General features: G+C 60.6%; 18 protein-coding genes. 10 read left to right on the top strand and 8 right to left on the bottom strand.

Translation table 11 applies throughout. The features are described from left to right. The first annotated feature begins 147 nt into the window (after positions 1–147). The 5 genes from ACFULT_RS22700 (at position 148) to ACFULT_RS22680 (ending at position 5925) form a co-directional block, all read left to right on the top strand. On the top strand, positions 148–1257 hold the full coding sequence (locus tag ACFULT_RS22700; protein WP_378482674.1) for a Re/Si-specific NAD(P)(+) transhydrogenase subunit alpha: 1110 nt from the start codon (positions 148–150) through the stop codon (positions 1255–1257). Further along, positions 1257–1610 carry an NAD(P) transhydrogenase subunit alpha gene (locus ACFULT_RS22695; protein WP_019667175.1) on the top strand — a complete coding sequence of 118 codons (354 nt, stop codon included), beginning with the start codon at positions 1257–1259 and terminating at the stop codon, positions 1608–1610. The genes ACFULT_RS22700 and ACFULT_RS22695 overlap by 1 nt, the downstream gene beginning before the upstream one ends. Then, positions 1610–3052: an NAD(P)(+) transhydrogenase (Re/Si-specific) subunit beta gene (locus ACFULT_RS22690; RefSeq protein ID WP_378482579.1), complete on the top strand. Its 1443-nt coding sequence runs from the start codon at positions 1610–1612 to the stop codon at positions 3050–3052. The genes ACFULT_RS22695 and ACFULT_RS22690 overlap by 1 nt, the downstream gene beginning before the upstream one ends. A gap of 24 nt (positions 3053–3076) precedes the next feature. Continuing rightward, positions 3077–4255 carry an NADP-dependent malic enzyme gene (locus ACFULT_RS22685; protein WP_378482578.1) on the top strand — a complete coding sequence of 393 codons (1179 nt, stop codon included), beginning with the start codon at positions 3077–3079 and terminating at the stop codon, positions 4253–4255. 380 nt (positions 4256–4635) lie between these two features. After that, positions 4636–5925: an MFS transporter gene (locus ACFULT_RS22680; protein WP_378482577.1), complete on the top strand. Its 1290-nt coding sequence runs from the start codon at positions 4636–4638 to the stop codon at positions 5923–5925. 256 nt (positions 5926–6181) lie between these two features. Here ACFULT_RS22680 and ACFULT_RS22675 read toward each other — a convergent pair whose 3' ends face one another. The 8 genes from ACFULT_RS22675 to ACFULT_RS22640 all read right to left on the bottom strand — a co-directional run bounded on the left by ACFULT_RS22675 (position 6182) and on the right by ACFULT_RS22640 (position 19451). After that, on the bottom strand, positions 6182–7681 hold the full coding sequence (locus ACFULT_RS22675; RefSeq protein WP_378482673.1) for a N,N-dimethylformamidase beta subunit family domain-containing protein: 1500 nt from the start codon (positions 7679–7681) through the stop codon (positions 6182–6184). Between the two features lie 187 nt (positions 7682–7868). After that, the gene (locus tag ACFULT_RS22670; RefSeq protein ID WP_378482576.1) at positions 7869–9695 is read right to left on the bottom strand and encodes an ATP-binding cassette domain-containing protein; all 1827 of its coding nucleotides are present in this window, start codon (positions 9693–9695) and stop codon (positions 7869–7871) included. A gap of 17 nt (positions 9696–9712) precedes the next feature. Next, positions 9713–10903, bottom strand: a complete 1191-nt coding sequence (locus tag ACFULT_RS22665; RefSeq protein ID WP_378482575.1) for a sugar ABC transporter substrate-binding protein — start codon at positions 10901–10903, stop codon at positions 9713–9715. A 114-nt stretch (positions 10904–11017) separates the two neighbouring features. Next, positions 11018–11797: an SDR family NAD(P)-dependent oxidoreductase gene (locus ACFULT_RS22660; protein ID WP_378482574.1), complete on the bottom strand. Its 780-nt coding sequence runs from the start codon at positions 11795–11797 to the stop codon at positions 11018–11020. Positions 11798–12435: 638 nt separating this feature from the next. Next, on the bottom strand, positions 12436–13653 hold the full coding sequence (locus ACFULT_RS22655; RefSeq protein ID WP_378482573.1) for a type IV toxin-antitoxin system AbiEi family antitoxin domain-containing protein: 1218 nt from the start codon (positions 13651–13653) through the stop codon (positions 12436–12438). Positions 13654–14185: 532 nt separating this feature from the next. Next, positions 14186–17413 carry a DEAD/DEAH box helicase gene (locus ACFULT_RS22650; RefSeq protein ID WP_378482572.1) on the bottom strand — a complete coding sequence of 1076 codons (3228 nt, stop codon included), beginning with the start codon at positions 17411–17413 and terminating at the stop codon, positions 14186–14188. Then, entirely contained in the window at positions 17410–18213 is an 804-nt protein-coding gene (locus ACFULT_RS22645) for a hypothetical protein (RefSeq protein WP_378482571.1), read from the bottom strand. The genes ACFULT_RS22650 and ACFULT_RS22645 overlap by 4 nt, the downstream gene beginning before the upstream one ends. Before the next feature lie 77 nt (positions 18214–18290). Then, the gene (locus tag ACFULT_RS22640; RefSeq protein ID WP_378482570.1) at positions 18291–19451 is read right to left on the bottom strand and encodes a tyrosine-type recombinase/integrase; all 1161 of its coding nucleotides are present in this window, start codon (positions 19449–19451) and stop codon (positions 18291–18293) included. Between the two features lie 2205 nt (positions 19452–21656). Here ACFULT_RS22640 and ACFULT_RS22635 point away from each other — a divergent pair. The 5 genes from ACFULT_RS22635 (at position 21657) to ACFULT_RS22615 (ending at position 26956) form a co-directional block, all read left to right on the top strand. After that, positions 21657–22583 carry a ParA family protein gene (locus ACFULT_RS22635; protein ID WP_378482672.1) on the top strand — a complete coding sequence of 309 codons (927 nt, stop codon included), beginning with the start codon at positions 21657–21659 and terminating at the stop codon, positions 22581–22583. After that, positions 22580–23434 carry a ribbon-helix-helix protein, CopG family gene (locus tag ACFULT_RS22630; protein WP_378482569.1) on the top strand — a complete coding sequence of 285 codons (855 nt, stop codon included), beginning with the start codon at positions 22580–22582 and terminating at the stop codon, positions 23432–23434. Before ACFULT_RS22635 ends, ACFULT_RS22630 begins: the two co-directional genes overlap by 4 nt. Before the next feature lie 463 nt (positions 23435–23897). Beyond that, entirely contained in the window at positions 23898–25070 is a 1173-nt protein-coding gene (locus ACFULT_RS22625; protein ID WP_378482568.1) for a tyrosine-type recombinase/integrase, read from the top strand. Positions 25071–25197: 127 nt separating this feature from the next. Next, positions 25198–25857, top strand: coding sequence for a hypothetical protein (locus ACFULT_RS22620; RefSeq protein ID WP_378482567.1), 660 nt, complete (start codon positions 25198–25200; stop codon positions 25855–25857). Next, a complete protein-coding gene (locus ACFULT_RS22615) occupies positions 25847–26956 on the top strand; it encodes an XRE family transcriptional regulator (RefSeq protein WP_378482566.1) in 1110 nt (369 codons plus the stop codon). The genes ACFULT_RS22620 and ACFULT_RS22615 overlap by 11 nt, the downstream gene beginning before the upstream one ends. The last annotated feature ends 6 nt before the right edge of the window (positions 26957–26962 follow it).

The following is a 26962-nucleotide window of genomic DNA, read 5'->3' as shown; positions in this document are numbered from 1 at the left end:
GGTGTCAACCCCGCCGGCTGGACCGAGTCGAGTGCGCGACCACCATTCAGGACGAGGTGGTCGCGCACTCAGTCGTATTCACAGCCGGACCCCTGTCGCGGCGGGCCGGCATAGGAACATCCACAGAAAGATTTGCATGTGAAGAATATGCACGAGACATCCGTCGTCGGTGTCGTGCGTGAGTCCGCGGACGGCGAGCGCCGAGTGGCCTTGGTACCCAAGGTCGTCGCGTCGCTGATCGGTAAGGGCGTCGAGGTCGTCGTCGAGTCCGGTGCGGGTTCGGGAGCGTTGATTCCGGACGAGCTGTATGCCGCGGCCGGAGCAACGATCGGGGACCCGTGGTCCGCCGACGTAGTGGTGAAGGTGGCCCCGCCGACGGATGCCGAGATCTCGAAGTTGTCGTCGGGTTCGACGTTGATCGGATTCCTGGCGCCGCGTAACGCCGACAACAAGATCGACGCACTCGCCGCCGCCGGGGTGCAGGCGTTCGCGGTCGAGGCGATCCCGCGTATCTCCCGCGCACAGGTGATGGACGCACTGTCCTCGCAGGCCAACGTGGCCGGGTACAAGGCCGTTCTGTTGGCCGCGTCGGAATCGACTCGCTTCTTCCCGATGCTCACCACCGCCGCAGGCACGGTCAAGCCGGCGACCGTGCTGGTCCTCGGCGTCGGTGTCGCGGGTCTGCAGGCGTTGGCGACAGCGAAGCGTCTCGGCGGCCGGCCAACCGGTTACGACGTGCGTCCGGAGGTGGCCGATCAGGTTCGTTCCGTCGGTGCGCAGTGGCTCGATCTGGGGATCGACGCTGCCGGTGAGGGCGGATACGCACGTGAGCTGACCGAGGACGAGCGTGCCCAGCAGCAGCAGGCACTCGAAGAAGCGATCAAGGGTTTCGACGTCGTCATCACCACCGCGTTGGTGCCGGGTCGTCCGGCTCCGCGTCTGGTGACGGCCGCCGCTGTCGAGGGCATGAAGCCCGGCAGTGTCGTCGTCGACCTCGCCGGTGAGACCGGCGGCAACTGCGAGCTGACCGAGCCCGGCCAGACCGTCGTCAAGCACGACGTCACCATCGCCTCGCCGCTGAACTTGCCGGCCACCATGCCCGAGCACGCCAGCGAGCTGTACTCGAAGAACGTTTCCGCACTGCTGGAACTGCTTCTCGACGAGAACGGCGCACTCACGCCGGACTTCTCCGACGAGGTCGTCGCGCAGTCCTGTGTCACCAGCAGTGTCGTTTCAACTGAAGGGCCTGACGCCTGATGTACACCGCTCTTCTCGCGAACATCGCGATTCTCGTGTTGGCGGGCTTCGTCGGATTCGCCGTCATCTCCAAGGTTCCCAACACGCTGCACACGCCGTTGATGTCCGGCACCAACGCCATTCACGGCATCGTCGTGCTCGGCGCGCTCATCGTGCTCGGCCGTCTGCCCGAGGATGCGTCGTGGGGTGTGCGGATCATCGCGTTCGTCGCGCTGATCTTCGGCACGCTCAACGTCGTCGGCGGCTTCCTGGTCACCGACCGCATGCTCAGCATGTTCAAGTCCAAGAAGGCACCCGTTGCTTCTGATCCTGCGGCGTCGTCTGATTCTGGCCAGAAGGGTGCCGATTCCTGATGAACAATGTCGTCAACATTCTCTACATCGTTGCGTTCGCGATGTTCATCTACGGTCTGATGGGCCTGACGGGCCCGAAGACCGCCGTCCGCGGCAACTGGATCGCCGCTGTCGGTATGGGTATCGCCGTCGTCGCGACCCTGATCGAGGTGCGCGACGCCGCCGCGATCAACTGGATTCTCATCGCCGCCGGTCTCGCGATCGGTGTGCTGCTCGGCGTTCCGCCGGCCAAGCGCACCAAGATGACGGCCATGCCGCAGCTGGTGGCGCTGTTCAACGGCGTCGGCGGCGGCACCGTCGCGCTCATCGCGTGGGCGGAGTTCATCGAGACCGACGGGTTCTCGGCGTTCCAGCACGGTGAAGAGCCGACGGTGCACATCGTCGTCGGATCGCTGTTCGCCGCAGTCATCGGTTCGGTGTCGTTCTGGGGTTCGCTCGTGGCGTTCCTCAAGCTGCAGGAACTGCTGAACAAGAACGTCGAGAAGGCGTTCGTGAAGAATGCGCGCATCTTCCAGCTCACCAACATCGTGCTGCTCGTCCTCGCCGTGGCGGTCGCGATCTACATCGGTGTCAAGTCGACTCCGGGTGAGGGCACCTCGGTGTGGTTCATCGTGCTGGTGCTCGTCGCAGCCGGGCTGATGGGTCTGTTCGTGGTGTTCCCGATCGGCGGCGCGGACATGCCCGTCGTGATCTCGCTGCTCAACGCGCTCACCGGACTGTCGGCAGCGGCTGCCGGTCTTGCGTTGAACAACACGGCCATGATCGTCGCGGGCATGATCGTCGGCGCATCCGGTTCGATCCTGACCAACCTGATGGCGACGGCGATGAACCGGTCCATTCCGGCGATCGTGTTCGGGTCGTTCGGTGGCGGTGGCAGCGATGCCGGACCGGGCGCGGACGCATCGGGTGGCACGGTCAAGTCGACATCGGCCGCGGATGCAGCGATCCAGATGGCGTACGCATCGCAGGTCATCGTCGTGCCCGGGTACGGCCTCGCTGTCGCGCAGGCTCAGCATGCCGTCAAGGACATGGCGTCGATCCTCGAGAGCAAGGGCGTCGAGGTCAAGTACGCGATCCACCCCGTTGCCGGCCGTATGCCGGGGCACATGAACGTGCTGCTCGCCGAGGCCGACGTCGAGTACGACGCGATGAAGGAAATGGACGACATCAACGGCGAGTTCAATCGCACCGACGTCACCATCGTCATCGGCGCCAACGACGTCACCAACCCGGCGGCGCGCAACGACCCGTCGAGCCCGATCCACGGTATGCCGATCCTGAACGTCGACGAGTCGCGGTCGGTGATCGTGCTCAAGCGATCGATGAGCTCGGGTTACGCCGGTATCGACAACCCGCTGTTCACCGCCGATCGCACCTCGATGTTGTTCGGCGACGCGAAGAAGTCCGTCAACTCGGTGATCGAAGAACTCAAGGCATTTTAACCATAACGAAGTAAGGAAACCCGTATGACAATCACGACGGCCTCCGTCGCTGACATCCCTGACAGCGAGATCTTCCTCGGCCATCTCGGTGGGAAGCTCTCCGTCGAGCTCGCCGCACCCCTCGAGACGCAGCGCGATCTGTCCATCGCCTACACCCCCGGTGTCGCCCAGGTGTCTCGCGCGATCGCGCAGGACGATTCGCTGGCCAAGCAGTACACCTGGACCGACCGCCTCGTCGCCGTCGTCACCGACGGGTCCGCCGTTCTCGGCCTCGGCGACATCGGCCCGCGCGCATCGCTTCCCGTCATGGAAGGCAAGGCGGCGTTGTTCAAGAACTTCGCCGGACTCAATTCCATCCCGATCGTCCTCGACACGAACGACGTCGACGAGATCGTCGAGACCATCGTGCGTCTGCGCCACAGCTTCGGCGCGGTCAACCTCGAGGACATTTCGGCGCCGCGCTGCTTCGAGATCGAGCGACGCGTCGTCGAAGCGTTGGATTGCCCGGTCATGCACGACGATCAGCACGGCACCGCCATCGTCGTCCTCGCTGCCCTCAACGGTGCGGCGAAGGTGCAGGGCCGTGACACCGCAGGACTGAAGGTCGTCATCTCGGGTGCAGGTGCGGCAGGAGTTGCGTGCGCGAACATTCTTCTCGCCGCGGGCGTGTCCGACGTCGTCGTGCTCGACTCGAAGGGCGTCGTCTCGTCCGATCGCACCGACCTGAACATCGTCAAGACCGAGCTCGCGGCCCGCACCAACCCGCGCTGCGTCACCGGCACCGCGGCTGATGGGCTCGCCGGAGCGGACGTGTTCCTCGGTGTCTCGGCCGGCCAGATCGACGAAAGCTTCATCGCGTCGATGGCACCGGAGTCGATCGTCTTCGCTCTGTCCAACCCGGACCCGGAGATCCACCCGGACCGCGCGGCGCAGTACGCCTCGATCGTTGCGACCGGACGTAGTGACTTCCCGAACCAGATCAACAATGTGCTCGCCTTCCCCGGCGTGTTCAAGGGCGCACTCGACGCCGGAGCACGCCGCATCACCGAAGGCATGAAGCTCGCCGCTGCCGAGGCAATCTTCTCGGTTCTCGGCGACGAGTTGGCGACGGACAAAATTGTCCCGAGCCCACTCGACCCGCGTGTCGCCCCGGCCGTTGCGGACGCAGTTGCGGCAGCAGCGCGAGCAGAAGGCGTCGCGTAGCAAAGGCGAATCGATTTGGGGCGCAACAAGGTCAGAGCGTGTTGGACGCCGTCGCACGCTCTGGCCTCGCCGCAACTTACCTCTCCCATCCTTCCCGTAATTCGCACTGGAAGGCGAGCGTCAGACTGTGAGTCTGGGTGGCTTGATTTGGTCTTGCTTCCGGTGCACACATCCTGTGCCCGAACGAATCCGAGCCTGCACGAACGAAATTCGAGTTTTCGAGCTCGAAACGTCTGCGAAACAGATCCTCGATAGGCTAACGTCCGTTCGTAAGCCTGAAATGTCCGGATGAAGCCCATATTCATGCGTCTCATCGGTACAACACGTTCCGGGGTTGCACTACCGTCGCGCAACCGACCCCCATCTATCGAGGATGAACTGTGAGAAAAACCAGAAGCACGCACCCTGCGGTGTCACGCCGACTCAAATGGTCGCGGTTGGCAACATTTTTTGGATTCTTCCAATTGGGCGCCGTCATCGTCATGTGGTCGACGAGCACCACATCGCTTCGGTTCAGCCTCGGTTGGGAAGGCGATGACGGTGACGCGAGCTTCGGCTCACTCGCGTTCGCACTCGGACTCGGCTTCGCTATCGGTTGCGCGATATCGGGTCCGCTGATCGACCGTTGGGGATGCCGCAACGTCGCGATTCCGTCGTTGACGATCTACCCTCTCCTGTACTTGCCCCTGGCATTTCTCGACGGCATGGTTGTACTCCTCGCGTTCGGGTTGCTCGCAGGCACACTGCGCGGGTTCGTCGACATCGTCATCAACGTCAACGGTGTTCAGCTCGAACGCCACTACGGTCGACCGATAATTTCGTCCTTTCACGCCGCCTACCCCGCTGGCGGTTTCCTCTTCGGCTTCGTCGGCAGCGCTTTCGCCCGATCCTTCACCGAAAGCGCCGTAGTCCCCTTCCTCGCTATGGGACTTACGATGTCGATCCTCGGCTATGTCTTCGGACGAATGTATCTTCGCCAAGACGAAGAAATCGACGTTCCGGCCGCCGACGCACCTCAGGAAGCTGCCGAGTCTGCACCCAAATCGACGTCGCCCGCCGCCAAATACGTGGGCATCTCCGTCATGGTCGGATTCGGTCTGTTGGCCTTCGTCTCCTACCTCGCCGAGAACGCAACCTACGACTGGGGCCAAGAGTTCGTTCGCCGAACCCTCGACACCACTGCCGGGACCGCTGCGATGGCCGTGACCGTGTTCTCCGGTGCGCAATTCGTCGGGCGCATGATGGGCGACAAGCTCACCGAACGGTTTGGCCAAAAGGCGGTCATGGGTGGCAGCGGGGCTGTGGGTGCACTCGGAGCTGCGTGCATGATGACCGCAACCTCCCCGGTGCAAGCACTGGTGGGATTCGGTCTAGTGGGACTCGGGGTATCGTGCATCGTCCCGATCATGCTGTCGGCTGCCGGGCGTATGGACCCTCAGAACTCCGGCCGAAACATCGGTTTGGTCAACGCGATCGGCGTGTCAGGAATGTTCATTGGTCCAGCAGCTATTACCGCTGTCGTCGACACCATGGGTATCGCCTGGATGCCTCTCCTTCCACTCGTGCTGTTGATGTTCATCGCGATGGTCGGTCCTGTTCTTGTGCGCAAAGCACCCCGCTTCACGGCATTCGAGACGCCCGGACAGGCCAAGGAAGCTATCGACAAGTGACTTTGCGTCTCTTGCTGTTTCGACGCCAGGACTGGCCGGTGATGCCGGATAAGTGTTCTGTACAGGGACATCTGGCCGGGTACCGTCATCGGATGGGGTTGATTTTCCGGTGATTCGCACCGTGATCGCAGTGTCGGCGATCACGGTGCGATGTTGCTGGTGATTCGAGGGCCGACAAGAGCTTCATTCACTGTCAGGTTCACCGCCCGAGACCTGCGCGGTGTGAACGCGCTCTCACACCGCGCAGGTGGATCGGTCACTTCGTGGCGGAGTCGTGGAACGGGGCTACTCCTCCCAACTTCTCCAGCACGTTCCGGGTGATTTGGCGGGCTTCGAAGCATGCGGGGTTCACCGGTCGCGGGGTGGTGTAGATCTCGGTGTAGTCGTTCAAGTCGATGAGCGTGTGCGCCCAATCCGTCACCGGTGCATTGAAAATCTGACCCTGGCCGCGCTGGGCATGAATCATCGTGACGAATCCGCCCGCCGATGCGACGATGTCGCGGCCGTTGACGCCGGGCGGCATAGATTCCAGGTCGTCGGCGGTGATTTCCCAGTCGCTGCAATCGGCGTAAGCAAGGATGGTCGTGTCGGTGGCCACGTCCGGGCGCAACGGCACCGGCACATCGCGATCGAGCCATTCGACGTCGAGACCGTCGCATTCGAATCCGACGATTTTTTGCCTCTCGCCGAAAACCTGGCCTTTCTCCAGCCCGGTGCCTGCCAAAGCCCAGTGTTCGGGAACACTGACGGTGAAGCCTTTCGGAGGTCTGGGTGGACCATAAAAGTTTTCCCACCACCACGCTGCACCGACGGTCGGGACGCGAGCACCGTCCCCGTCGGTGGCAAAGGCCCTCATTTCGGTGCCGATCGTGCTGATGGGTGATCGGTCTATCGGGTCGGTCCAGAATTCGACGGTCACGCCGCTGTTGTCGTACCCGGGGTTCTCATCCGGCGCACGGTATATCGGGTCGAGCGGCTCTCCTCCAGAGAGGTGGGTAGACCGTTTGTAGCATTCGTAGCTGGCGAGGTCATCGGCGTAGCGGATCTGCCAAAAGCACAAGTTGCCGCCGAAATATGCTGCATTGCCACCGCGTGCCAGGAACGCATCGACGGCATCGCGCTGAGGACCGGACCAGTACTCATCGTGTCCTACTGTCAGCAGGAGATCGTAATTCGATAAGTCGACGGCGCCGGAATGAATATCGATGCCAGTGCAGTAGTCGATGTCGATGTTTTCTTGTCGCAGAAATTCGATGAACGGCACCGTGTACTGGAACGCGATCGGTGGGAAGGTATGAATCCGGCTACGCCCGGACAACCCGATCCCGGGGCGTTGAAACGAGACGATCGGTGTGCGCAGTTCGTAGCTGTCCTCACCGTGGATGTCACCGACGTCGCCCATGTACAGGTTTTGATCGTTCCAGAGATGGTAGGCATTCCACGTAGCCACACCCAGCTGAAGCAGAACACGGTGCTTGTGGTGGCCACCGCGGACGACGAACAAGGCGCATGCGCCTCCGGGCCCACCGGCCGCACGCGGGTTCGGTGACTGCATCGTAAAGGTCCGAGCCGGCTCCGCTTCGGTGGTCATTCGTGCCAGATACAACCCCGATTTCCAGTCGCGCGCGACAGCGTTGAGCACGCGCTCCCCCGGCCAACCACAACCGTGAGCATCGGCGCCGCCCACCGTCGGCGGGCCGGGCTGAGAGGAGGAGTATCGGACGGGATTTATCGGAACTCGAGCCTGCCATTGCATGCGGGGATAAAAGCTGGTTCCCTCGTTTCCGACGATCCGATAGATGTCGAGATGCCACGTGTCGTGGCCTCGCGCCGCGGAGTGGACGGTGAGTGGTTCACCGGGGGCAACGCTCATTGAGCTGAAGTAGCACGCCGCCCGTTCGTAATCATCGGTCACAGCAAATCCTTTCTTGCATGCGTCGTCATCAGTTGTGTGCCCGTGGCCGTCCGGACATGAGGTCGATCAATTCATGCTCGGTCAGCGCGTCGACCGGGCCGTCGTGGACTTTCCGACCACGGGCAAGGACGACGACGCGGTGGCAGATCTTCTTCACAGAGGCCACATCGTGAGTGACCATCAGAACTGCGGCACCTTGCCTGGCAGTGGTTTGCGCCAGTCTCAGAACGTTTTCGGTTTGTGTCACCCCCAGCGCGGCGGTCGGTTCGTCGAAACACACGAGCCTCACGTTGTCGCCGATTGCGCGTGCGATCGCCACGGCTTGGCGTTGACCTCCGGACAGGGCATCGACCTGCGTGAGCGGGGAGAACGACCGAGTTGCCAATTTGCTGAGCTTGGCTGCCGTCTCGGTGGTGGCCTGCCGATCATCTCGTATCCTGACTCCGAGCCGACGTCTCGTCGCCTCCTTACCCAGTGCCATGTTGTGGACGATGTTCAGATTGGGGCACAGCGCCAAGTCTTGATAGACCGTCTCGATGCCGACCCGACGGGCGTCGGCGGGTTCGGTGAATTCGACCGGCTTGCCGTCGAGCACAAGCGAGCCCGCACTAGGCTGCACGGCCCCGGAGATGATCTTGGTCAGCGTGCTCTTGCCCGCCCCATTGTCGCCGAGAAGCGCAACGATCTCCCCCTTGCGCAGGGACATCGAGAGGGGCTCTAGAGCCTGCATAGCGCCGTAGCTCTTGCAAACGTCCTTTACCTCGAAGACGACCTCGCCGGGAGCTTGCGAGTCGGGAGTCAACGGTGCGGAGGCTGCTGCGGTGGTCTTGGTGTTCTGGCTTCCAGCGACTGATGAGGAACTTGGTACCGGCCCACGTGCGGACTTGCGAGCTCGGTGAGCCGTGCTCGCCTGATCTGCTGCCAGTGCCAGTAGGAGAATGGAACCCTTGGCCACTTCCTGCCACCAGTACTGCAAGCCTTCGAACACCAAACCCGCGTTGAGAACACCGATGGTCAGGACTCCGATGACGATGCCGATCGGTCGTCCGGACCCGCCGTCGAACGCGACGCCGCCCAGAATCACTGCGGTCAGAACGTCGAACGAGAAGTTCGCACCCAGCGCAGGTGATGAGCTGCCCAGCTGTGCGGTGGTGAGAATTGCGGCCAGACCGATCAGGAGCCCGTTTGCGGTATAGACCGCCAGGACTGTACGTCCGACCCGAACGCCGGAACGCTGGGCAGCCAATTTGTCGCCGCCGACCGCGTACAGGCGCATTCCGCCGACAGTGCGGGTGAGGTAGAAGCCAACCAGGATCACGGTCACGATAGCAACGATCGTGGGAATAGGTATCGAGGCCAGACTGCCGCGCCCGATTGCCAGGAACCCGTCGCTGAATCCGAAGATGGACTGGCTGCTCACTACATACGCAGCGCCCCCGTACACGGACATCAGGCCGATCGTCACGATCAACGGACTGATTTTCAGCAGACGAACCAGGGCTCCGTTGGTGAAACCGAGGCACGCGCCTACGAGTAATCCCGCCAGTACGGCTGCGGTCATTCCGGCGTGTACTGCAACGAATGCGACAACCATCGAGATCAGCGCATACATGCCGCCGATCGAAAGATCGATGTGGCCGCTGATCAACAGCATTGCCGAACCCATGGCAGCGATGGCAATGCTGGTGATGTTCAACAGAGTCGTTTGTGCATTGTCGAGTGTCAGGAACGAGCTGTGGCGAATGCTGAACAGCACCACGAGTAGTGCTACGACGACGAGAAGCCCAAGTCGTCGTGTATTCGGGCCGGGCGCGATCGTCGAGGGTGTCGTCCGGGCGAGGAAGAGAGCGTTCATGTTCGTTGACCTCTCGTCTACTGGTCGCCGCACGTGGTGGGCGTCCAGGTGTCGGTGAACCACTGATCTCGGGTCTGGTAGGAGATGGAACCGAGGAACGTCAGGTATTTCGAAAGTCGTTCGGGGTTTTCGTACGTGCCCTTGAGGTCATTCATGTCGTTCTCGAAGGCAGAGACCGCGGCTGGGGAATCGAGTACCAACGGAACGATGCACATGCCCTGCGGAATTGCCTTGCCGTCGACCCAGTCGGCCGCGTGGCGTGCCATCGAGTACGCCATGATTGCGGGTGATGTACTCACCACCGCTCGGTATGCCGTTCCCTTGGCAATGTTGTCCCGTGGTTCGTTCGACGCGTTCGTTCCGCCGATGAACACCTTGCTCAAATCACGTCCACTGGCTTGCATAGCTGCCAAGGCGCCGACTCCGAAATAGTCTTCGCCCAATACGACGTCGATCTGTGGATCTTTCTGCAACAAAGTCGACGTCGTTTCGTACCCTGCCTGGCTGTCCTGTGTTGCCGGCTCTACGTCTCCGACGATGTTCGCACCGGGGATATCACCGAGAACGTCTCGAATTGCCTGGTAGCGCGGTCGAACAGATTCCACAGAATCGATGTTGAGAATCGCTACCGTCGCTTCACCATTGAGTGAGGTCTCGATGAAATCGCGGGCAGCCAGCGCAAGCGCTTTTCCGATTTCGTATTGAGGTGCGTTGGCTGTCGACGTCGATGGGCCCATGACCACTGTCTGGACAGCCATGCCTTGTTCGATGGCGGCGAGCAGACCAGGTTCTTGCGCAGCCGGATCGAGGACACTCGTCACGATCGAGCCGACACCGGAGGTCCGGAACTGGTCGGTTATTTGCGTATGGCGTTGGGGATCGCCATCGCTTACCGCTGCCTGAAGTTCCATCCCAGTGTCGGCGGCACCAGCTCGTAGACCGGTGGCGATATCGTTGTCGTATTCATTCGTGGTGGACTGCGGAAATCCGATGCTGCGAGGCAAGTTGGTCGGTTGCCTCTCATCGGCCGATGAGACGAACGGTGGGAGGGCGGATGGTGCCGAAATACCCACTCCTGAACCGGAATCGGATGGCGCCCCGGTGCTGCACGCCGCCGTCACGAGAATTGCTGCCGTCAGCGAAGCCCACAGCACTCTTTTGCCGGTCTTCGAAAGCTCGCCTGCTCGGTGAGCCGATGAATTGTCCATTGTCTGTAACCCTTCTTTCATGAGTGTCTGTCGTCTCGACCGTCCGACAGCGGTGTTTTTCACCCGAAGTGGGTTGTTCGTAGCGAGTGGTGGGGTTTCGTCACTCCTGCGATGTCAGAGCACTTCGAGACCGCGCTCGGCAGTTGCGGCAGTGAGCCCACCGTCGACGGTCCACACCGCTCCATTGGCGAATGCTGCGAGGTCACTGGAAAGGAATGCAATGACCTGGGCTATTTCAGTGGGTAGCCCGATTCGCCCCATCGGATAAATGGCGGACAGTCGTGACTCCACCATGTCCTCGCTGTGGTGGCCGATCCACGATGCCAGACCCATTTCGGTTCGAATGGACCCTGGGCATACAGCGTTGACTCGAATCCTGCCCCCGTATTCCAGTGCGGCGAGTCGTGTCAAGTTCACGACAGCGGCTTTCGACACTGCGTACACACCGGTTCCGAGTTCGGCGCCGAAGCTCATGATCGAACCGAGATTGACAATCGCTCCTTCGTACCCCCGCGAGGCGAATTCTTGCGTGAAGAACAGCGGCGCAAACACATTGACTTCGAAGACCTGCCGTGACTCGTCAGGTGTGGTGTCCGAAAGGGTCCGCTGAAGTGCAATTCCAGCGTTGTTGACCAGGATGGCGTCTTTCGGTGCTGATGCCAAGAAATCCAGTGCCCGACTTCGCACCGCGATGTCCGTGACGTCGCCCTCGACGAATGCGTCGGCCGATGTCGAGGTAGGGGTTGTGAGATCGACTCCCACGACTGTTGCACCAGCAGCTTTGAGGACATCGACCGTGGCTGCGCCGATGCCGGACGCGGCGCCTGTCACCAACGCATGCCGTCCCTTGAGGTTGATGATGGTTCGCGAATCTTGTTCAGCAACAGTGCTCATCGATGTCTTCCTTTCTGAGGAGCAGGCTCGGGGCCTACTTCGATCTGTGGTTCGAGTGCATTTGGTCAGCGCGCAAAAACTGGGCACCTGTGGCCGAGAGCTCTTGACGCCGTCGATGCCGGCTGAAGAGGAATGCCAGTCGCCTACAGCGTCGAAGATTCGCGGCCGGGACCTGTGGCGTGATCGTGGTGCGAGAATGTACTGCAACCGGAGACAGCAGCATATTCGATCAGACCTGGAGGTCAGCCGATACGAGGTGCGTGGCACTCCGCGTAGCGGAAGATCGAGTACTTGCCTACGCTTCGTGGGCGGACGGGAATTGAGGTGGAATCAAATTCAATCCATTCTGGACGTTATGAGTCGCGCTCGGTCAAGTTGTCCCCTGACGGGGTTGTTTCACTGAGCCCCACCAGCTCGGTCGACGGCGTCCGCTGGGGTTCTGGTAGTTCAGAACTTAGCACCGAATGAAACGGTATGGGCTAATTTTCGTTAGCTTCTTACAGCGGCGTAACGAGCGGCGTACGAGCCGCCCGTCGCCGGAACCGAACGAGATGTGGCGCGACGCCGCAACGAGCAGGGATGCAGCTCGATCCTGGCTTCGTCCGCGGGGCTTGCGAGTCGGGGCACAGGAAGGTTAGTTACGTGGCGCTGCGGAGTTCCTCTGCGGTCGAGTGCGCTGCAAGTACAGCTCGGACGGTAGTCAGCGCGGCATCCGCAGCAGCGTCATCTGTCATGCCAGGGCTATTACGCGTCCAGGAACTCACCCCGTCGAGCACCGTGATCGCGATGTCCCCCACGAGAGCGACCTCACCGACGAAGCCGATATCTCGGATGGCGGCGAACAACGTACGGCGGTAGACGTCCGACAGGTCGAGTACCTCATCGCGGATGCTCTCGGGAAGAGTAGTTCCCGTGATTCTGTCGGACGCAACGATGAGGTCGAAGATGTCATTCTGAACCAGTGCGAACTGCTGCAGTGCATGGTTGCGCACTAGTGCATCGAAAAACTCGTTCGGATCGTTGATGCCGTCGACCGCTTGCACCGCACTCTGGGCGAATGCGAAGCAGTTCCATCGCAATGCTTCGGCGGCGATTTGGTCACGGCCCCCGGGAAAGTGGCTGTACAGGCTCGGCGCCTTCATGTTGAGAGCGCCCGCCAAGCCACGCATCGTCACCCCGCTGTAACCGTCGACCACAGCGATCCGCATGAACGAGCTGAGCACGGCCAACCGGGACGGTGACATCGGAGTTGTTGCGTCCACGGATTGATGTCGGAGCCGCACGAGAGCGGCGGATCGAAGATTCTCCGGCTCTGGCCAGCGAATACCCCTCAGCTCTAGGGCAGTCTTGCGATCGAGCAGACCGACCGAGACCGCCTTATCGATCGCCCCCGTCAAGCAGTCAATGTCCATACCGTCGGCAGCGCAATCACGCACAGTGCGTTCGATGGTCGTAACTACAACGCCGACATGTTCAGTGACGTCGGAAGCATTCAGATTCCTACGGCGGATACGATAGCGGTCCGATCCTGCCGATCGTGGGTAGTTATCGCGCGGAACGGTGATGCAGATTGGAGTAGGGCGCTCCTTGAGCAGTCCGTACAGGTGCAGCGCGGACGCATGGGACACGACACCACGTCCGAGCGACCACGCGACCGCTTCTGCCAAGTCGTCGTGAGCTGCGGTTGGCGTTGAAAGAACGCGGTAGACCCCGCGAGCATGGTGCTCGAGTTGACCCCGAGCCGTCAGCAACCTGAGCTGAGTCGGGTCGATACCAATATGCCTCGCCTGACGTGTGGTGATGTACCCGCGGCGGTCCGCCGTGAATTCGACGATCCGATCGAGGATGGTTGCCATGCGTCGAAAAGTATCACACTGATACGGATCTGCACACAGTGGTACGCGTATCGAACACGCTTGTGTTGACACATCCGTTCGTTCGCGAGCCACATGTAGCGAACCTGTGGTGTCTTGCGCGCAATCACAGCGCCGACCGGTTTCTCCGCCCGCCCCGTCCGCAAAGAAAATTTCCGAAGGTTGGCAGGGATGCCTATGGTGGTCGAGTCGACAGCCACCTCCGACCGCGACGTGGCCTGAACCAGGTCTCCATCAGATCCAGGGTGGTTCACCAACACCAACCCGTCGCCGCGGACGTCGCACACGGTGAACAGCACAGGGTGTGCGCCCGCGGTGAAGGCACACCGGTCGCCGATGTGCATTCGTACCCTAGCTGGATCGCGCTTGAGCCGCGGCTGGTAAGCACAGTTACCGCACTGTCAACAGTGGCTCGGCAACCAGAGGCCACCGCGAGGCGCAGACCCATCGATCTAGCTTTCGCCTACCCGTCGCGGAGTTCTTGATCAAACGGCTGGCCAGCTGTGCCGGTCAATCAAGCTCCAGAGAGAACCTGCCAAATGTCTCTTAGGTCGGATCCGGCCAAGAGCGATCCCCGAGGAACGTGCCGGTTCCATTCGGCGTCGCTGAGCTTCGATAAGAACACCCGAGCGTCTGATGGGCGGAGCGACCCCGCGTCGCGGTGTCGAGCGAACTCCTCACCGAGCGAGTTCGCCACAGTTCTAGGAACCGAGCTCATACGCATGACGACACCTGCCTCAGTGTCGACACCGTGGTAGAGCATCGCTCCTAACAGATTTATTCTCCGTAGGTCGGATTCGTTGACGTTTTCGAAGTCGATCCCGCTGGTGGGTAGTTTAGACAAGGCTGAGATCCCCCACGTTCCGGCAGTCGCCAGGTTCCGGTAGATCGCCTTCGTCGCTGCTGTCAAGGCCGCAGTTGGCGTCGATTCCTCGCTGAAGTAACGCTCTGCAATAGTCCTAAGAGACACGCCTGCAACCCAATCGGTCGCGATTTTCGACGCGCGATCGCCAATGCCGGAGCCCACACCGGCGAGTTCGTCGATGCTGTCTCGGATTTGCGGCAGTTGGAGCATTACGCGCATCAACTCGGGTAGGGCGCTCGTGCCAGCGTCTCCAAACAGGCTGTCTGGTTGCCAATCACTTGCGTCGAGTGCTTTGTTCATCCTCCGCATCTCACCCATCGCCGAACGGATTCCTTCAGGTGTGAAGCCAGTGCTGTCTGCGAGGGTCGCCGTTTCAACGTTCTCGGCGAGTTCAGCCGCGTAGGAGCGCGTGGCTTCAAGGAGCCTGAACCCTTTCTGTCGCTCGGCAGGACTTGCCTCTGCCAGGGAGGAATATCCATAGGTGTTTCTGAGTAAAAGCTCAGTCTCAGAAAGCACCGCATCCAGATTCTTCTTCTGCGCGAAGAGATGGGCGACATAGCTGCGAAAGTCCGCCCATTGATCGTTGTAAAGCGAGCGTTCCAAGTTAAGAAGTCGTCCGGCATCCTCGAGTTCGTCGAGAAGAACTACCAATCGCGAGACGAGGTTGTCGGCCTGTTTGGACAGAAACTCGGCGTGAGACTCTCGATCTCCCGCTTTGCTGGAGATCCCGACAAACCCAATACTATCTTGATCAACCCTGCCAGCCCTGCCAGCCAGGTTCCAGAATTCACGAGAATTCATAGGACGGTTAAACTTCCCGCTGGGCAGGTTTCGACTAGCGAGTAGTATTGATGTAACGGGAAAATTCAGCCCCTGCGAAAGCCCCGTGGTCGCCACTAGAATCCGCAGCTTTCCCTGCTCGGCCAGCCACTCCATCAGCGCTCGGGTTTCATCGGACAGTCCAGCGTGATGGACGCCAATTCGGCGATCTAGCAATCGTATTAGACTATAGTCTGGACTGACTTCTGTGGCTAAGTAACGTTGCACTAACGAAATTTCCGAGTCTTTCGATTCGGGCAACTGGATGGACAACTCTTCGGCAATCTTCCATACAGTCGGGATCGTTGGGCAGATTACGATTGCGGTTCCACGTTCGGATAGCGTGATCGCGGAAGCCCCGGCGATACCGGTGAGGTTTTCCTTGATATTCGAGTAGGTACGATCCAGTTGTGGTGCGTCGCCAAGACGATACCGTCCGGAAACCTTCATGGACGAGCCGCTAGTAAGCAGTGGTTCGAAGGACAACCCCCACTGACGGCCTCTCCCTCCTATGGGCGGGACGACGGAGACCAGACCTATCAGGCGATCGTTCGGTTGCCAGGGTGTGGTGGCCAGGCTGATGCTCTTCCCTGTTCTGGGCGCGAGCCATCGGGCAAGGTCATTACCGTTTGGCACGTGAGGCATCATCAACAAAAAGTTCGCCTGAGTGCAGTCACGTTTTACAGTTGCCAAAAGGAGTTCGATCCGAATACCACGATCCGCGTCTTCAATATTGTGCGCTTCATCAAGTACGAGCAATGCAAGTGGTCTAGATACAGCAGCGTTTCTAATCGCAAGATGCAACTTCTCAGGTGTTGCGACGAGAACGTCGTAGGACGACTCGCTAAGCATTCCCGCTTCGATATCATCAATCTCGACCGCAGAGGTCAATTGTTCTACTCGGATTCCGCCAGGTTCGAGATCGCGGCGCAGACGTCGCGTTAGTTGAGCAACTAGAGCGCGAGTCGGAGCCACATAGGCTACCCATCCCTTATCCTGTTTGAATTGGCTAACCGCTTGGACAATTTTAAATTCGGCTAGCACTGTCTTTCCGGCGCTGGTAGGTAGGTCGACGACTACCGCGGCGCTTGCCGGATCTAGTAGGCCCTGTTCTTGGATAGCTATCCGCTGCGGGGGCAGCATTTCGAACATTGAACGGTATCGAGTAGCAGACTCGACGATGCTGCGAACTGCTGGCCCAAGTCTGGTTACCGACCACAGTGCGCCGGCAACCATGCGATGAGCCATCGCGCGCTGCCACTGAAGAACGACGACGAATGCGGGGTCCGCAGACTGCTGCGCTGCGGAGATTGCCCGATCGAAGTGATAGTCCAACTGCGTCGCGATATCCGCTGGTTCACCTTGCATGAGGTAGGTGGCCACAATTTCGGATAATTTGGCCCAGTGGTACAGCGCAACGAGGCGCCATCCGGCGGATTGCAGGTCCTCGGGACGAGATACCGCGTTGAACAGCAGCCCCTCGTTCTCGCTTTGCTCAGCGCGAAGACGTGCGACTATCTCCGCAACTCCTTCGAGGTCGCCCCACCCATCTTTACGCAGAAGACGGGTCCAAACCTGTCCAAGGTCGCGTAGCACACGCGAGTCCCAGGATTCTGTGCTTTGGAAAATTTCGGGATGCACATCGCGCTCGCGCATCCACGCACGGAATTCCGCCCACCGGTCCGAACAGTAAGCAAGCGCACCAAGTTGCAAAACTTGGTGGACAAGTGCTTCCATCGATTTAAGGTTCAGCGGAAGAGCCCGGAGGAGGCTGAAGGCTTCGTAGGCAGCAGCCTCCGCAACGTCGCCTTCCGTCGTGGCGTTTGCAAGCGCGTCGATTCCTTCACTTGCCACAATTTCATAGGCGAACGCCACGTCTTTTATAAGGGCCTGAGCGTTAGGATTCTGCTCTTGATTCAGATGAAGCTGCCGCCCTAGGTTTGAGTTCACGTACATTTCGCTCGCAGCGTTATGTGCTGCGTTTACGCGGTCGCGCCCAATCGCTTCGAGCACCCAGTGCGTGTTGACGCGGGTAATTGCCTCACGGGAAATCGTCATGCTGCGGTTTCCAGCACGACCGGTGCAGCAGCGAGCAGACTTAGATGTTCGGCCTTCAGATATATTGCTATCAGCTGCATAGTCGTCGGATTCACGACCGTGCGCGAGAGGCTGGAAGCCTGAGCTCGTAAATCGGCGCGGTTTGGCTCAGTTGCGTGGATGAGGACGCCGTAAAGGACGACGTCCAACCCATTTGCTAGATAAGTCACCATCGCCTTGCGAAAGTCGGCATGCCATGGCTTGCCGACCGAGTTCAGCGCGAGGTACCGAATGGCCCATCTGCTTCGTGCGTCACCCGCGTTCAGTCCGGACAGCTGAGTGTGCAGCCCATGTGTGCGGCTCGTCAGAAGACTAGGGGGCCATGCTTGCTGATGGCTGGTCTTGACTTCGGCGAGAACGAACCGGACTCGATCACCGGCATGGATGCCAATGAGATCGACACCACCGCTGCTGCTATTTGGGTTTCGGGTAGAACGACTATCTGGCCACGGAAACATGCACCCGACCTCCTCTGTAAGGTGTCGTTCAGCAAGTGCTTCTCCCACCCTCCACTCATCGAAGGAGCTGGGAGCTGCGAGCAGAGCCTGTAGCCGATCGCTAGCAAAATCTGTCGTTGCCAAATCTGCGAGTGCATCGCGTGCTTCTTGAACACCGGTGTCATCGCGCAGTATAGATTGCACATCGTCAGCAATTGCTTTGACGTCTGCATCGTCGAGCAAGTGACCGGAAGCACATACCGAGCCGTGGTCTACCGTATAGGCCACTGAACCAGCCACTACACCGCCTTTCGATTGCGCCAAGAGGGAACAGTTCTGCGTTGCGCAGATCCTACAGTTAGCCCGCTAAGGCCATCAGAAAGGCAACGCATTGTAGGCTTTTAGAGCCCGATGTCAATAACTGCGTTGCCGATCAGAGGCGCGTGCTCGCGGCGGTACACCTCGACGGAATCGAGTCGGGCGTGTCCGGTCTGGCGGGCGATGGCATGGCCGTCAGCGCCGTTACGGGTGCTCTGGGTCACGAACCCAGCGCGCAGCGAATGTCCGCCGAGCCTGGTGAGGGCGGTGGGATCGTAGCCGGCGTGCGCGGCGCGCCTCCGGATAGTCTTGTGGATCGCCGCCCCGGACAGCGGGGTGGCGCTGAGGTTGCCGTTCTTTAGGACCGCTCGCAGCAGCGGTGCCCGGGCGGCGGTGCGGGTTGTTCCCGCACGGCACACGTGGCCGTCGAACGGTTCCCGTGCCCGCAGCAGTCGGATGACGGATGGGCGTCCGCCAACGTCGTAGGCGGCGACAACCTGCACCCAGCGGACGTAGGCGCAGGGCGGGCAGGTCTCGTGGGAGTCGGTGTACGGCAGTGCTTTCACCGCTCCCCTCCCCTCTTGGTCGGTCTTCGACTTCCGCATTCGGATGTGCAGGCCGTCGAGGCGATGCAGCGTGACGTCGCCGCACTGCAGATCGGACAGTTCGCTGCGGCGGTAGGCGCCGGCGAACCCGAGCAGCAGGATCGCCGAGTCCCGGCGTTCGAGCACGTCGTCGGCCCAGCCGCGGCAGCGCTCCCGCGCCGTCTCGACGAGGATCTTGATGTCGTCGACCAGCAGCGGTGCCCGCCGACTCTGCGGGCGGTCGCCGGAGGTCGCGTATTCGCGGCGGATCCCCGACAAGGTCGCGGTCACCAACTCATGAGTTGTCGGGGACAGGTGCCCCGTGGCGCGGTGCCGAGAGTTGATCGCCGCGACCCACGTGCCGAAGGTGGCGGCAGCGTAGGCCCGCTCCCCCGTCTCGGTGCGGTTATCGGCGGCATCGACAAGGTAGGCGGCGACGGTGACCGGGTGCGCCGGCAGCGCGATGTGTCCTTCTCGCTCGCACCAGGCGGCGAAGCGGCGCCATGCAGTCGCGTACGTCCTCTGGGTGCCCTCCGAGCGGGACGACTGCACCGCGCTTTCGATCCGTTTGGCCACGGCAGGCGGAATCTCGGGCTCCACGGCCGTCGATACCGGCTCTGCTTTGCCTGCTGCAGGCATTCGGGCTGGTCGAAAGTCCATTCGCGCAGCCTAGCGCACGTCTCCGACATCTTTACGGAGTGAAAACCGTGCTGAACTGGCGTTTCGGGGTAGACGGCGCGGAAAATGCAATTTGCGTAGCCAACATCCACAAACTCATGGGTGACCATGACTGGATGGAAAGAGCCCAAGAACATCGTGGTGCTGGACGAATGTTTGCTACCGAATGTGAATCGCTTGACTTGCGGCGTTCCTAACGCAGTCAGCGCAGTTTCCAGCCGGTGTCAGTAACAACGATCTGTTGCCTGAGGTATGAGCTGGGGGTTTCAGGCGGTTAGACGCGTATTTCAGGTATCAGCCGCGGAATGGCCGTGAAACCTACCAGGGCCGCACTACCTGTGTGGCTGGGGTGCATCCGAGCAAGCGTGAATGCGACGTTGCGAAGCCGGCTCGGCATCACGCATCCCGGCACCGGCCGCACCACTTCGCATAGGCATCGCATGCAAAAGCCCGAAGCCGGACGCTGCTGCTGATCGTGTCGACGAACAGGCGACTATCGAGTCACGCCACACCTGTAAAAAAATGGCGGCGCGCCAGACCCGATCAGAATCTGACCGGTGCCGGAATCATATGTCCCCCAGGACGAGAGCGCGCGGCGGCGCCTACATCAACGGAGAGTATCGCGTCGCTCACGATGGCTCTGAGAGGGTTGTTAGTGAAGGCGTGCTAGCAGGCAGTTGGACGATAAGCCGCATGATTCGTCACTGTGACGGTATGTATCCGACGCGACCCCTGGTCCAGCGCCCCACATGAATTTACCGCTTGGTCTCGCTTGCCGCATGTATACAGATGGTTACCATCCTTTTTGTAAGCCCATATGCAAGGCCATACACTAGGCGATACGCCAGCACCTACGTACGGGCTGCAACATGGCCGTAACCTTTCGCCGGGAGGTCCTGCCGGTGCGCGCTTCGTAGCCGTAAGCACGCTTCGACTGGGGGTCGCGATCGCCGCTCCGGGCGACAAATACTCAAGCCCATACAGACCGCCATACGTATGCCCATGCGTACAGCAGTAGCGTCCCAATTTTTCGAAGCTAACTCATCGGTTGTCGGAGTTTATCTGCGCAGCTCTCGCCTCTAGTCAACCGACGCTCTGGCGCGTATCAACCTTGTCTTCTCGGTTTGCTGCTTGGTATCTCCACTAACTGGGTGCGCAAGTTTGATGCGCTGAACCGAAAACGCCGTCGTTGGTGTAGACCGTCTCGTCATTCTCATCCGGAGGTACCTGGCACCAGTCGTTGTCCGAAATGATCTAACTAGTCTGCGATCAGTGATCATCGTGGGGATGTGCGGTTCTAGTTGTCCGCCAACGAACCCGCTCAAAGTAGAGTTCGCGACGAGATATGACTGGCATTGGCATTCTGTTTCCCCCGCTCAGTTGTCGCCTGCGGCATCCGGGGCGCGCTGGGTGAGCTAGATCTTGCGGCGCGGAGGGTTCCAGGATTACGTCTCGCCGAAGCCGCGATTCTCTGGAGTTGGAGGTGGCGCATTCGACCTGGCTCCGCTCCTTCCGGCGGTGCTACAATTTGTACCGGTTAGTGCTCCTGAGCTGCTGGTTTGCTTGCTCCCAAACGGATCGCCATACCTAAGACCATACTCACTTCCATATAGATTCCCATCTCTATGGTCATACGAAAGGGCTGAATATAGGACGTAGCACGGGTGCTGCAACTGGCCGGTCATGTTGCCATATCACTGGGCAGTGATGCGCTCATTGTTATGTCCATGTAACCGCCCATATCCCGATCCGCACGCAGGACTGTAATTACAGTTATTTAGAGGGTCGGTGCAGCGTCCAACCAAATGGACGTTGATATGTGCATCACAACGTCTGTATCACAGGCAGGTTTTCAGTCTGTGCCTAAGTCTCTATCTGCAGCCGCAGCTACAGCATGCTCAACGTCCGCGTGACCAGACGTGCAACCGGACCGTAGTTTGGCTGTGCGCAACGCTGTTCTGTCGGCTAGTTCCAAAGCACCACACCTTGACGGTGGTCGGGCTGCAACCAAAGCCAGTGGCAAGTACGTAGAAAATGTCGAGGCAGTGGCTGTACCTCCGATCGGCCGAACGACCTGACAGCCAGCTGTTTTCACGACCGACCAAAAAGCCGCTGTGACGTCCGTACAAAAAGTCGTTGAACAGCGCGTGTCGCAGGACCCGTGACTTGCAGCTCTCCGGTACCTTCATGCGGGTGACGACAACCGGAACCTCTCGGACAGTGCTGGTCGCCAACCAGAAAGGCGGCGTCGGCAAAAGCTCAATCGTCTCCGCCGTAGCGGGCATGGTCGCCGCCGCAGGAAGGCGCGTACTAGTCGTAGACGCGGACCAGCAGGCCAACGTCTCGGCATCCGACCTGGGAGTCGAAGGGGACGGTGGACGCGGTCTCAGCATGACGCTGCAATTCGCGCAGGCACTTACCCCCGTTCGGGATGTCCGCCCAAACCTGGATGTCATCGCTGGCGGGCCAGCACTGGCCGTCGTCGCATCCGTCGCAGCGACCGCCGCACAAACAGGAATCGATCTGCGAAGCAATCTGACTCAAACACTCAACGATCTGAACGACGCTGAAAACTACGATCTGGTGCTTATTGATTCCGGACCGGGTGACGCACCACTCCTTGAAGCCTTGCTAGGAACAGCCCGCTACCTCGTCGTCCCCACGAAGGACGATGACGCCAGCTTGTCTGGCGTCGAACTGTTAGCGATGCGGTACCTAAAAGCACGGAAAGCCGGGTCGTTGATTCAGCTGCTGGGCGTGGTCCTTTTCGACACGAACCCCCGCGCAACTGCGCGCAACCGTGAGGTATTCGAGCAGGTACACGATCTCCTCGAAGGCAGCGGCGCGGACCCGTTCGAGACATTCATTCGATCTGACCGTGCTGCTGCGGTTGACCTGCGGACCCGCCATCTCACTCCATTGGAACTCGTGGACGTCGCCGAATCAGACCAGAAGAGTCGATTGCAAAGGCTACGTCAGAAAGGCAAGTCCAGTGATCGGTTGTGGTCGCGAGATCCATCCGGCCTTGCGTTGGACTATCAGGGGCTTACCCGCGAGATTTTGAGCCGTGTTGCAAACGCTGAACGTGACACGGTTGCAGGCGGTGCCGCATGAGCACAAGGAAACGGCGTGCCGCGTTTGATCCGAACGCGCTTAACGATCTTGACGACCTACTTCCGCCCCTCAACCTAGTCCGTGATGCCGCTGCGGCTGGCGGGAGTAGCGCTCCGCAATTGGCTGAGAATGCAGACGCCGACCATCAGAAGGCAAGCGAGGGCCGAAACACCGCTGATGGGCCCGCAAAGTCCGATCCTCCCCGCAAGGAGCAACCCCAAGCGCTAGCGATCGTGGGGGCGGACGAGGCTCATGTAGCCGTGGAAGGCACTTCGGTTGTCGTCGAAGACGAACCTGCGGCGAGCGACAAACCAGCCCCGAGTCCGCAAGAGACTAGCCCCTCCGCCGTCGGAGAAGCCGCTTCACATGAAGCTGTGTCCGAAGTCAACGACGATAGACAAACCGTCACCCCACGTCGGGCAGATGCGCGGCGGAGGAACACAAAACGAGAATCGACGGCAAACGCAGTTCGTGTAGCTCCACCTGAAGTGGCACTGCCACACGAGGTCTACAGCGCTCTCCGGACGCTCACGCTTGAAGAACGGGGCGCAAACCCTACAACAGCGCGTTCTTACGGACAGGTCGTACTCGATGCGGTCGAAAAGCACGCCGACGACCTGAAGGCGCACTGGTCAGCCGCTGCCGCGACAGCGGGCACAGGCATGTTTAGACGCGCGGAGGCGGGAAGGCCCACGCGCAGGCGGCACAGCGCACCGCTATCTCGGGTTCCGCTCGCGGGCGTAATTAACTCGGACGCGGCGATCCTCGACCAGTTAGCTGCCGATTGGGGCGCTGGCAGTCGAAGCGCACTCGTCGAGCAGGCGCTGCGTCTGTACCTGCAGCAACTATGAGCGCACATCTCGCCGCCTGGTTTGACCTACAGATGACAACCGCGAAGCAGTGCGGCTTACGACGAACGACCGCCGCAGTGAACAAGAAACCCGCAGCCGCGCGTCCCAAGAGCCTACCTGCGCTTGTTTAGCCATCCCATTCACGCACGCCGAATGGGACTCGGGACGTAGGAGGTCTGCGAAGCTCCCACCTCGGAGCAAGCAGCCGACGTCTAAGACTTGTTCGAATGCGCAAATCCGTTGAGAGGCAATACATCTACTGGATCCCTAACCCGACTGGCAGCAATGTACGCACTGATCCTCTAAAACGCTGCGGGCGAACACAATTCAACCTTGCGCATCCATCCAAATCAGGCGGGCCATCACAACGTAAATTGCATTTTCCGCACCATCTACCGCAAACCGCCAGTTCAGCACAGTTTTGCGCTGGGGGACCGTCGGTGACCTGCACTAGGCTGCCCGTATGGACATTCGACCAGCCCGGACATCTGCGGTAAGCACTCCGGACGGCGCTGCAGGGCTCGCGTCAACGGCTGTGGAGCCCAAGATCCCACCGGCGGTGGCCGCGCGAATTGCGAAAGCAGTCGAGTCGTCTCGGTCCGAGGGCACCCGGCGCACCTACGCCGCAGGATGGCGACGCTTCGTCGGTTGGTGCGAGCGGGAGGGGCATGGCGCGTTGCCGGCGCACCCGGTCACTGTCGCCGCGTATCTCGTCGACGCCGCCGACACCCGCACCGAGGCGGGGGAGCGGGCCTACGCTGTTGCAACATTCGGTACTTGGATCGCGGCGATCAACCATCAACACCGCACCACCGGCCACCTGTCCCCGTCAGCCCATGAGCTAGTTACCGCCACCTTGTCCGGGATCCGGCGTGAGTACGCCGCGGCGGGGGACCGGCCCCGCACCGCGCGGGATCCGTTGTTAGTGGACGACATCAAGGTCCTCGTATCGACGGCACGGGAACGGTGCCGGGGATGGGCCGATGAGGTGCTCGAACGCCGTGACTCTGCGATCCTGCTGCTCGGCTTCGCGGGCGCCTTCCGCCGCAGCGAGCTGTCCGACCTCGTCTGTGGCGACGTCACCGTGCACCGCCACGACGGACTGCACGTGCGGCTACGGAAGTCGAAGACAGACCAAGAAGGCAGGGGAGCGGTCAAAGCCCTGCCGTACACCGACTCACACGAGACCTGCCCACCCTGCGCCTATGTCCGCTGGGTACAGGTCGTTGCGGCATTCGATGCCGGCGGACGGCCGTCAGTGATCCGCGTACTCCGCAGGCGAGAACAGTTCACCGGGCACGTGTGCCGTGGGGGAGTGCCCCGCACCGCCGCCCGCGCACCGCTACTGCGGGCCGTCGCGAAGAACGGCAATCTAGGCACCTCACCGCTGTCCGGGGCTGCGATCCACCAGACCATCCGCCGTCGCGCCGAGCACGCCGGCTACGACCCCACTGCACTCGCCAAACTCGGTGGGCACTCCTTGCGCGCAGGCTTTGTCACCCAGGGCACCCGCAACGGCGCCGACGGATCCGCGATCGCTCGGCAGACCGGTCACGCCAGCCTCGACTCAGTAGAGGTGTACCGCCGCGAACATGCCCCACTCGTCGGAAACGCAGTCACCGAAATTGGACTCTGACGGTCAACCAAGCCCCTCGCGCGACTGCGTTGCTACCCGGGCGCTGGAAGCCAGAGTTGGACAAGACCGGGTCTATAGGGTTACTTTTAAAGGCAAAATTTGACCATTGTCCGTTAAGGGAGCGCACATGACCTCGATCGACCCAGTTAGATCGTTCGTCGCCACGCAGACCGCGCTACTCGCGCCCACTATGCACGAGGCAATGTCGTCGGCTATCCACGGTGCACGGACACGCATGCATGGTCTGGACCTCACGAAGTATCCAACGCAGTTCTCTGGCCTAGTCAGAGCCGAACTGCGCGAAGACCTTGAAACCCGCTCTCTACTCGACGGATGGACAGTCGGGGGCGACCCCCGTCAGATGGCACAATTAACCTTGGTTAACGACGAAAATGCTCTCGTATTCCGCTTTTTGAAAGAAAACCGAGGTAACGCCGGCGGCGTACCGCACGCGGGTCCCAGCCGAGCGCGGCAACGTGCATGGAACCAGCTACATCTACCCTTCGACCCTGATCCGGCGGTCGAACCCTCTTCTCGGGCGTCTGGGCAACCCGCGACATTTCTTCTTCTCTGGGCGTTGAAGAACGCTCACGATCCCGAACTTGGATTCACACTTCGCCTCGTCCATACGATCGATTCTGGTACGCACAGGCACGGTGCGACGTGCGACATGGAGATCGAACTTCGACCCGGTGGCTCGATTTTCGATCATCTGGCGTTCCGCGGATCGGACGAGTCGGGCGACCTGTTCACGATCGAAATCGCTGAGGAGAACGATGGTGGGTGACGCACCCAACGGCGAACGCCTGCTGACGTTGCAGCACTTACGCGGTCTCACCCAGGGCGAACTTGCGACACGATTGGGAGTCTCTGGCGGGTTTCTTTCCCACGTCGCCAAGGGCACGAAGGCGTTTCCAGCAAGCCTTGTGCAAAGTGCGAGCTCGGAGTTTAGGGTTCCGCAGTCATTCTTCTACGTCCGGTTGGCGCCTGAAGACGTAGGACCAGTGACCTTCAAGAAAACGTCTACGGCCAAAGTTCGTGACGAGAAGCGGGTCGTGGCTCTCTATACCGAGGCATCCCGACTCTTCAGGCATGTGTCGGATCGTTCCGGATATCACGTCAGCAAACTCCCAAGCGTTGAGTCGCATGAGGATCCGGAAGACGTGGCGGCAACCGTTCGATCTATAGCGGGTTCTCCACCCGATGCACCGATCACCAACACGACACGCCTGATAGAAAGGCTGGGCGTCGGAGTCGTTCACACCCTGGATCCCGACGGACACGCCGACAACGCACATGCTGGCGCCTCGCGACCAAGCCGCATATCAACGCGTCCTCTGATCGCGCTTGCGTGCCAACTGCCCGGGGCGGAACAGCGGTTCACGCTCGCACACGAACTGTTTCACGTCATGGCAGATCGAGATCTCGACCGAGGATTGACTCTGATTCGTGATCCGCGCGAACTGCGCGCCAACAGGTTTGCCGGCGCGTTGTTACTTCCTCCGGGGATCGCGAAGAAGCAAGTCAGCGAAACACTCACTCTCCATGGCTATTTGAAAATCAAGGCTGAATTCGGATTGTCTGTTGGCGCCATAATCCATCGCGCTCACGATCTTGGTCTCATCAGCGATCATCGAGCGAAAATGCTATATATTCAGTGGTCATCCGCTGGCTGGCGCCGCAATGGCGAACCTGTGCCAGTGCCCCAAGAAAGACCGTTACTGCTCGACCAGGCACTTCAACGCGCGTACGGGCGTAGCTACGCAGCCAAAGCCTCCCACGATACCGGTGTATCGGCTGATCTAATCTCGTCGTGGATCGAGAAATCGAGCGAAGTCCAAGCCGGCGTCGCTGAGGTGATCAACTTGTCAGACCGACGTAATTGAACTCGA

The organism is Rhodococcus sp. NPDC057297, assembly GCF_042667435.1.
Taxonomy (GTDB): domain Bacteria; phylum Actinomycetota; class Actinomycetes; order Mycobacteriales; family Mycobacteriaceae; genus Rhodococcoides.
This window is presented reverse-complemented; position numbering and strand designations above follow the sequence as displayed.

Coding starts and splice junctions, on each gene's coding strand:
- ACFULT_RS22620 (WP_378482567.1), top strand. CDS start 25,198: ATGACCTCGATCGACCCAGTTAGATCGTTCGTCGCCACGCAGACCGCG.
- ACFULT_RS22625 (WP_378482568.1), top strand. CDS start 23,898: ATGGACATTCGACCAGCCCGGACATCTGCGGTAAGCACTCCGGACGGC.
- ACFULT_RS22695 (WP_019667175.1), top strand. CDS start 1,257: ATGTACACCGCTCTTCTCGCGAACATCGCGATTCTCGTGTTGGCGGGC.
- ACFULT_RS22635 (WP_378482672.1), top strand. CDS start 21,657: ATGCGGGTGACGACAACCGGAACCTCTCGGACAGTGCTGGTCGCCAAC.
- ACFULT_RS22670 (WP_378482576.1), bottom strand. CDS start 9,695: ATGAACGCTCTCTTCCTCGCCCGGACGACACCCTCGACGATCGCGCCC.
- ACFULT_RS22650 (WP_378482572.1), bottom strand. CDS start 17,413: ATGACGATTTCCCGTGAGGCAATTACCCGCGTCAACACGCACTGGGTG.
- ACFULT_RS22660 (WP_378482574.1), bottom strand. CDS start 11,797: ATGAGCACTGTTGCTGAACAAGATTCGCGAACCATCATCAACCTCAAG.
- ACFULT_RS22700 (WP_378482674.1), top strand. CDS start 148: ATGCACGAGACATCCGTCGTCGGTGTCGTGCGTGAGTCCGCGGACGGC.
- ACFULT_RS22675 (WP_378482673.1), bottom strand. CDS start 7,681: ATGCAATGGCAGGCTCGAGTTCCGATAAATCCCGTCCGATACTCCTCC.
- ACFULT_RS22685 (WP_378482578.1), top strand. CDS start 3,077: ATGACAATCACGACGGCCTCCGTCGCTGACATCCCTGACAGCGAGATC.
- ACFULT_RS22615 (WP_378482566.1), top strand. CDS start 25,847: ATGGTGGGTGACGCACCCAACGGCGAACGCCTGCTGACGTTGCAGCAC.
- ACFULT_RS22655 (WP_378482573.1), bottom strand. CDS start 13,653: ATGGCAACCATCCTCGATCGGATCGTCGAATTCACGGCGGACCGCCGC.
- ACFULT_RS22640 (WP_378482570.1), bottom strand. CDS start 19,451: ATGGACTTTCGACCAGCCCGAATGCCTGCAGCAGGCAAAGCAGAGCCG.
- ACFULT_RS22665 (WP_378482575.1), bottom strand. CDS start 10,903: ATGGACAATTCATCGGCTCACCGAGCAGGCGAGCTTTCGAAGACCGGC.
- ACFULT_RS22690 (WP_378482579.1), top strand. CDS start 1,610: ATGAACAATGTCGTCAACATTCTCTACATCGTTGCGTTCGCGATGTTC.
- ACFULT_RS22630 (WP_378482569.1), top strand. CDS start 22,580: ATGAGCACAAGGAAACGGCGTGCCGCGTTTGATCCGAACGCGCTTAAC.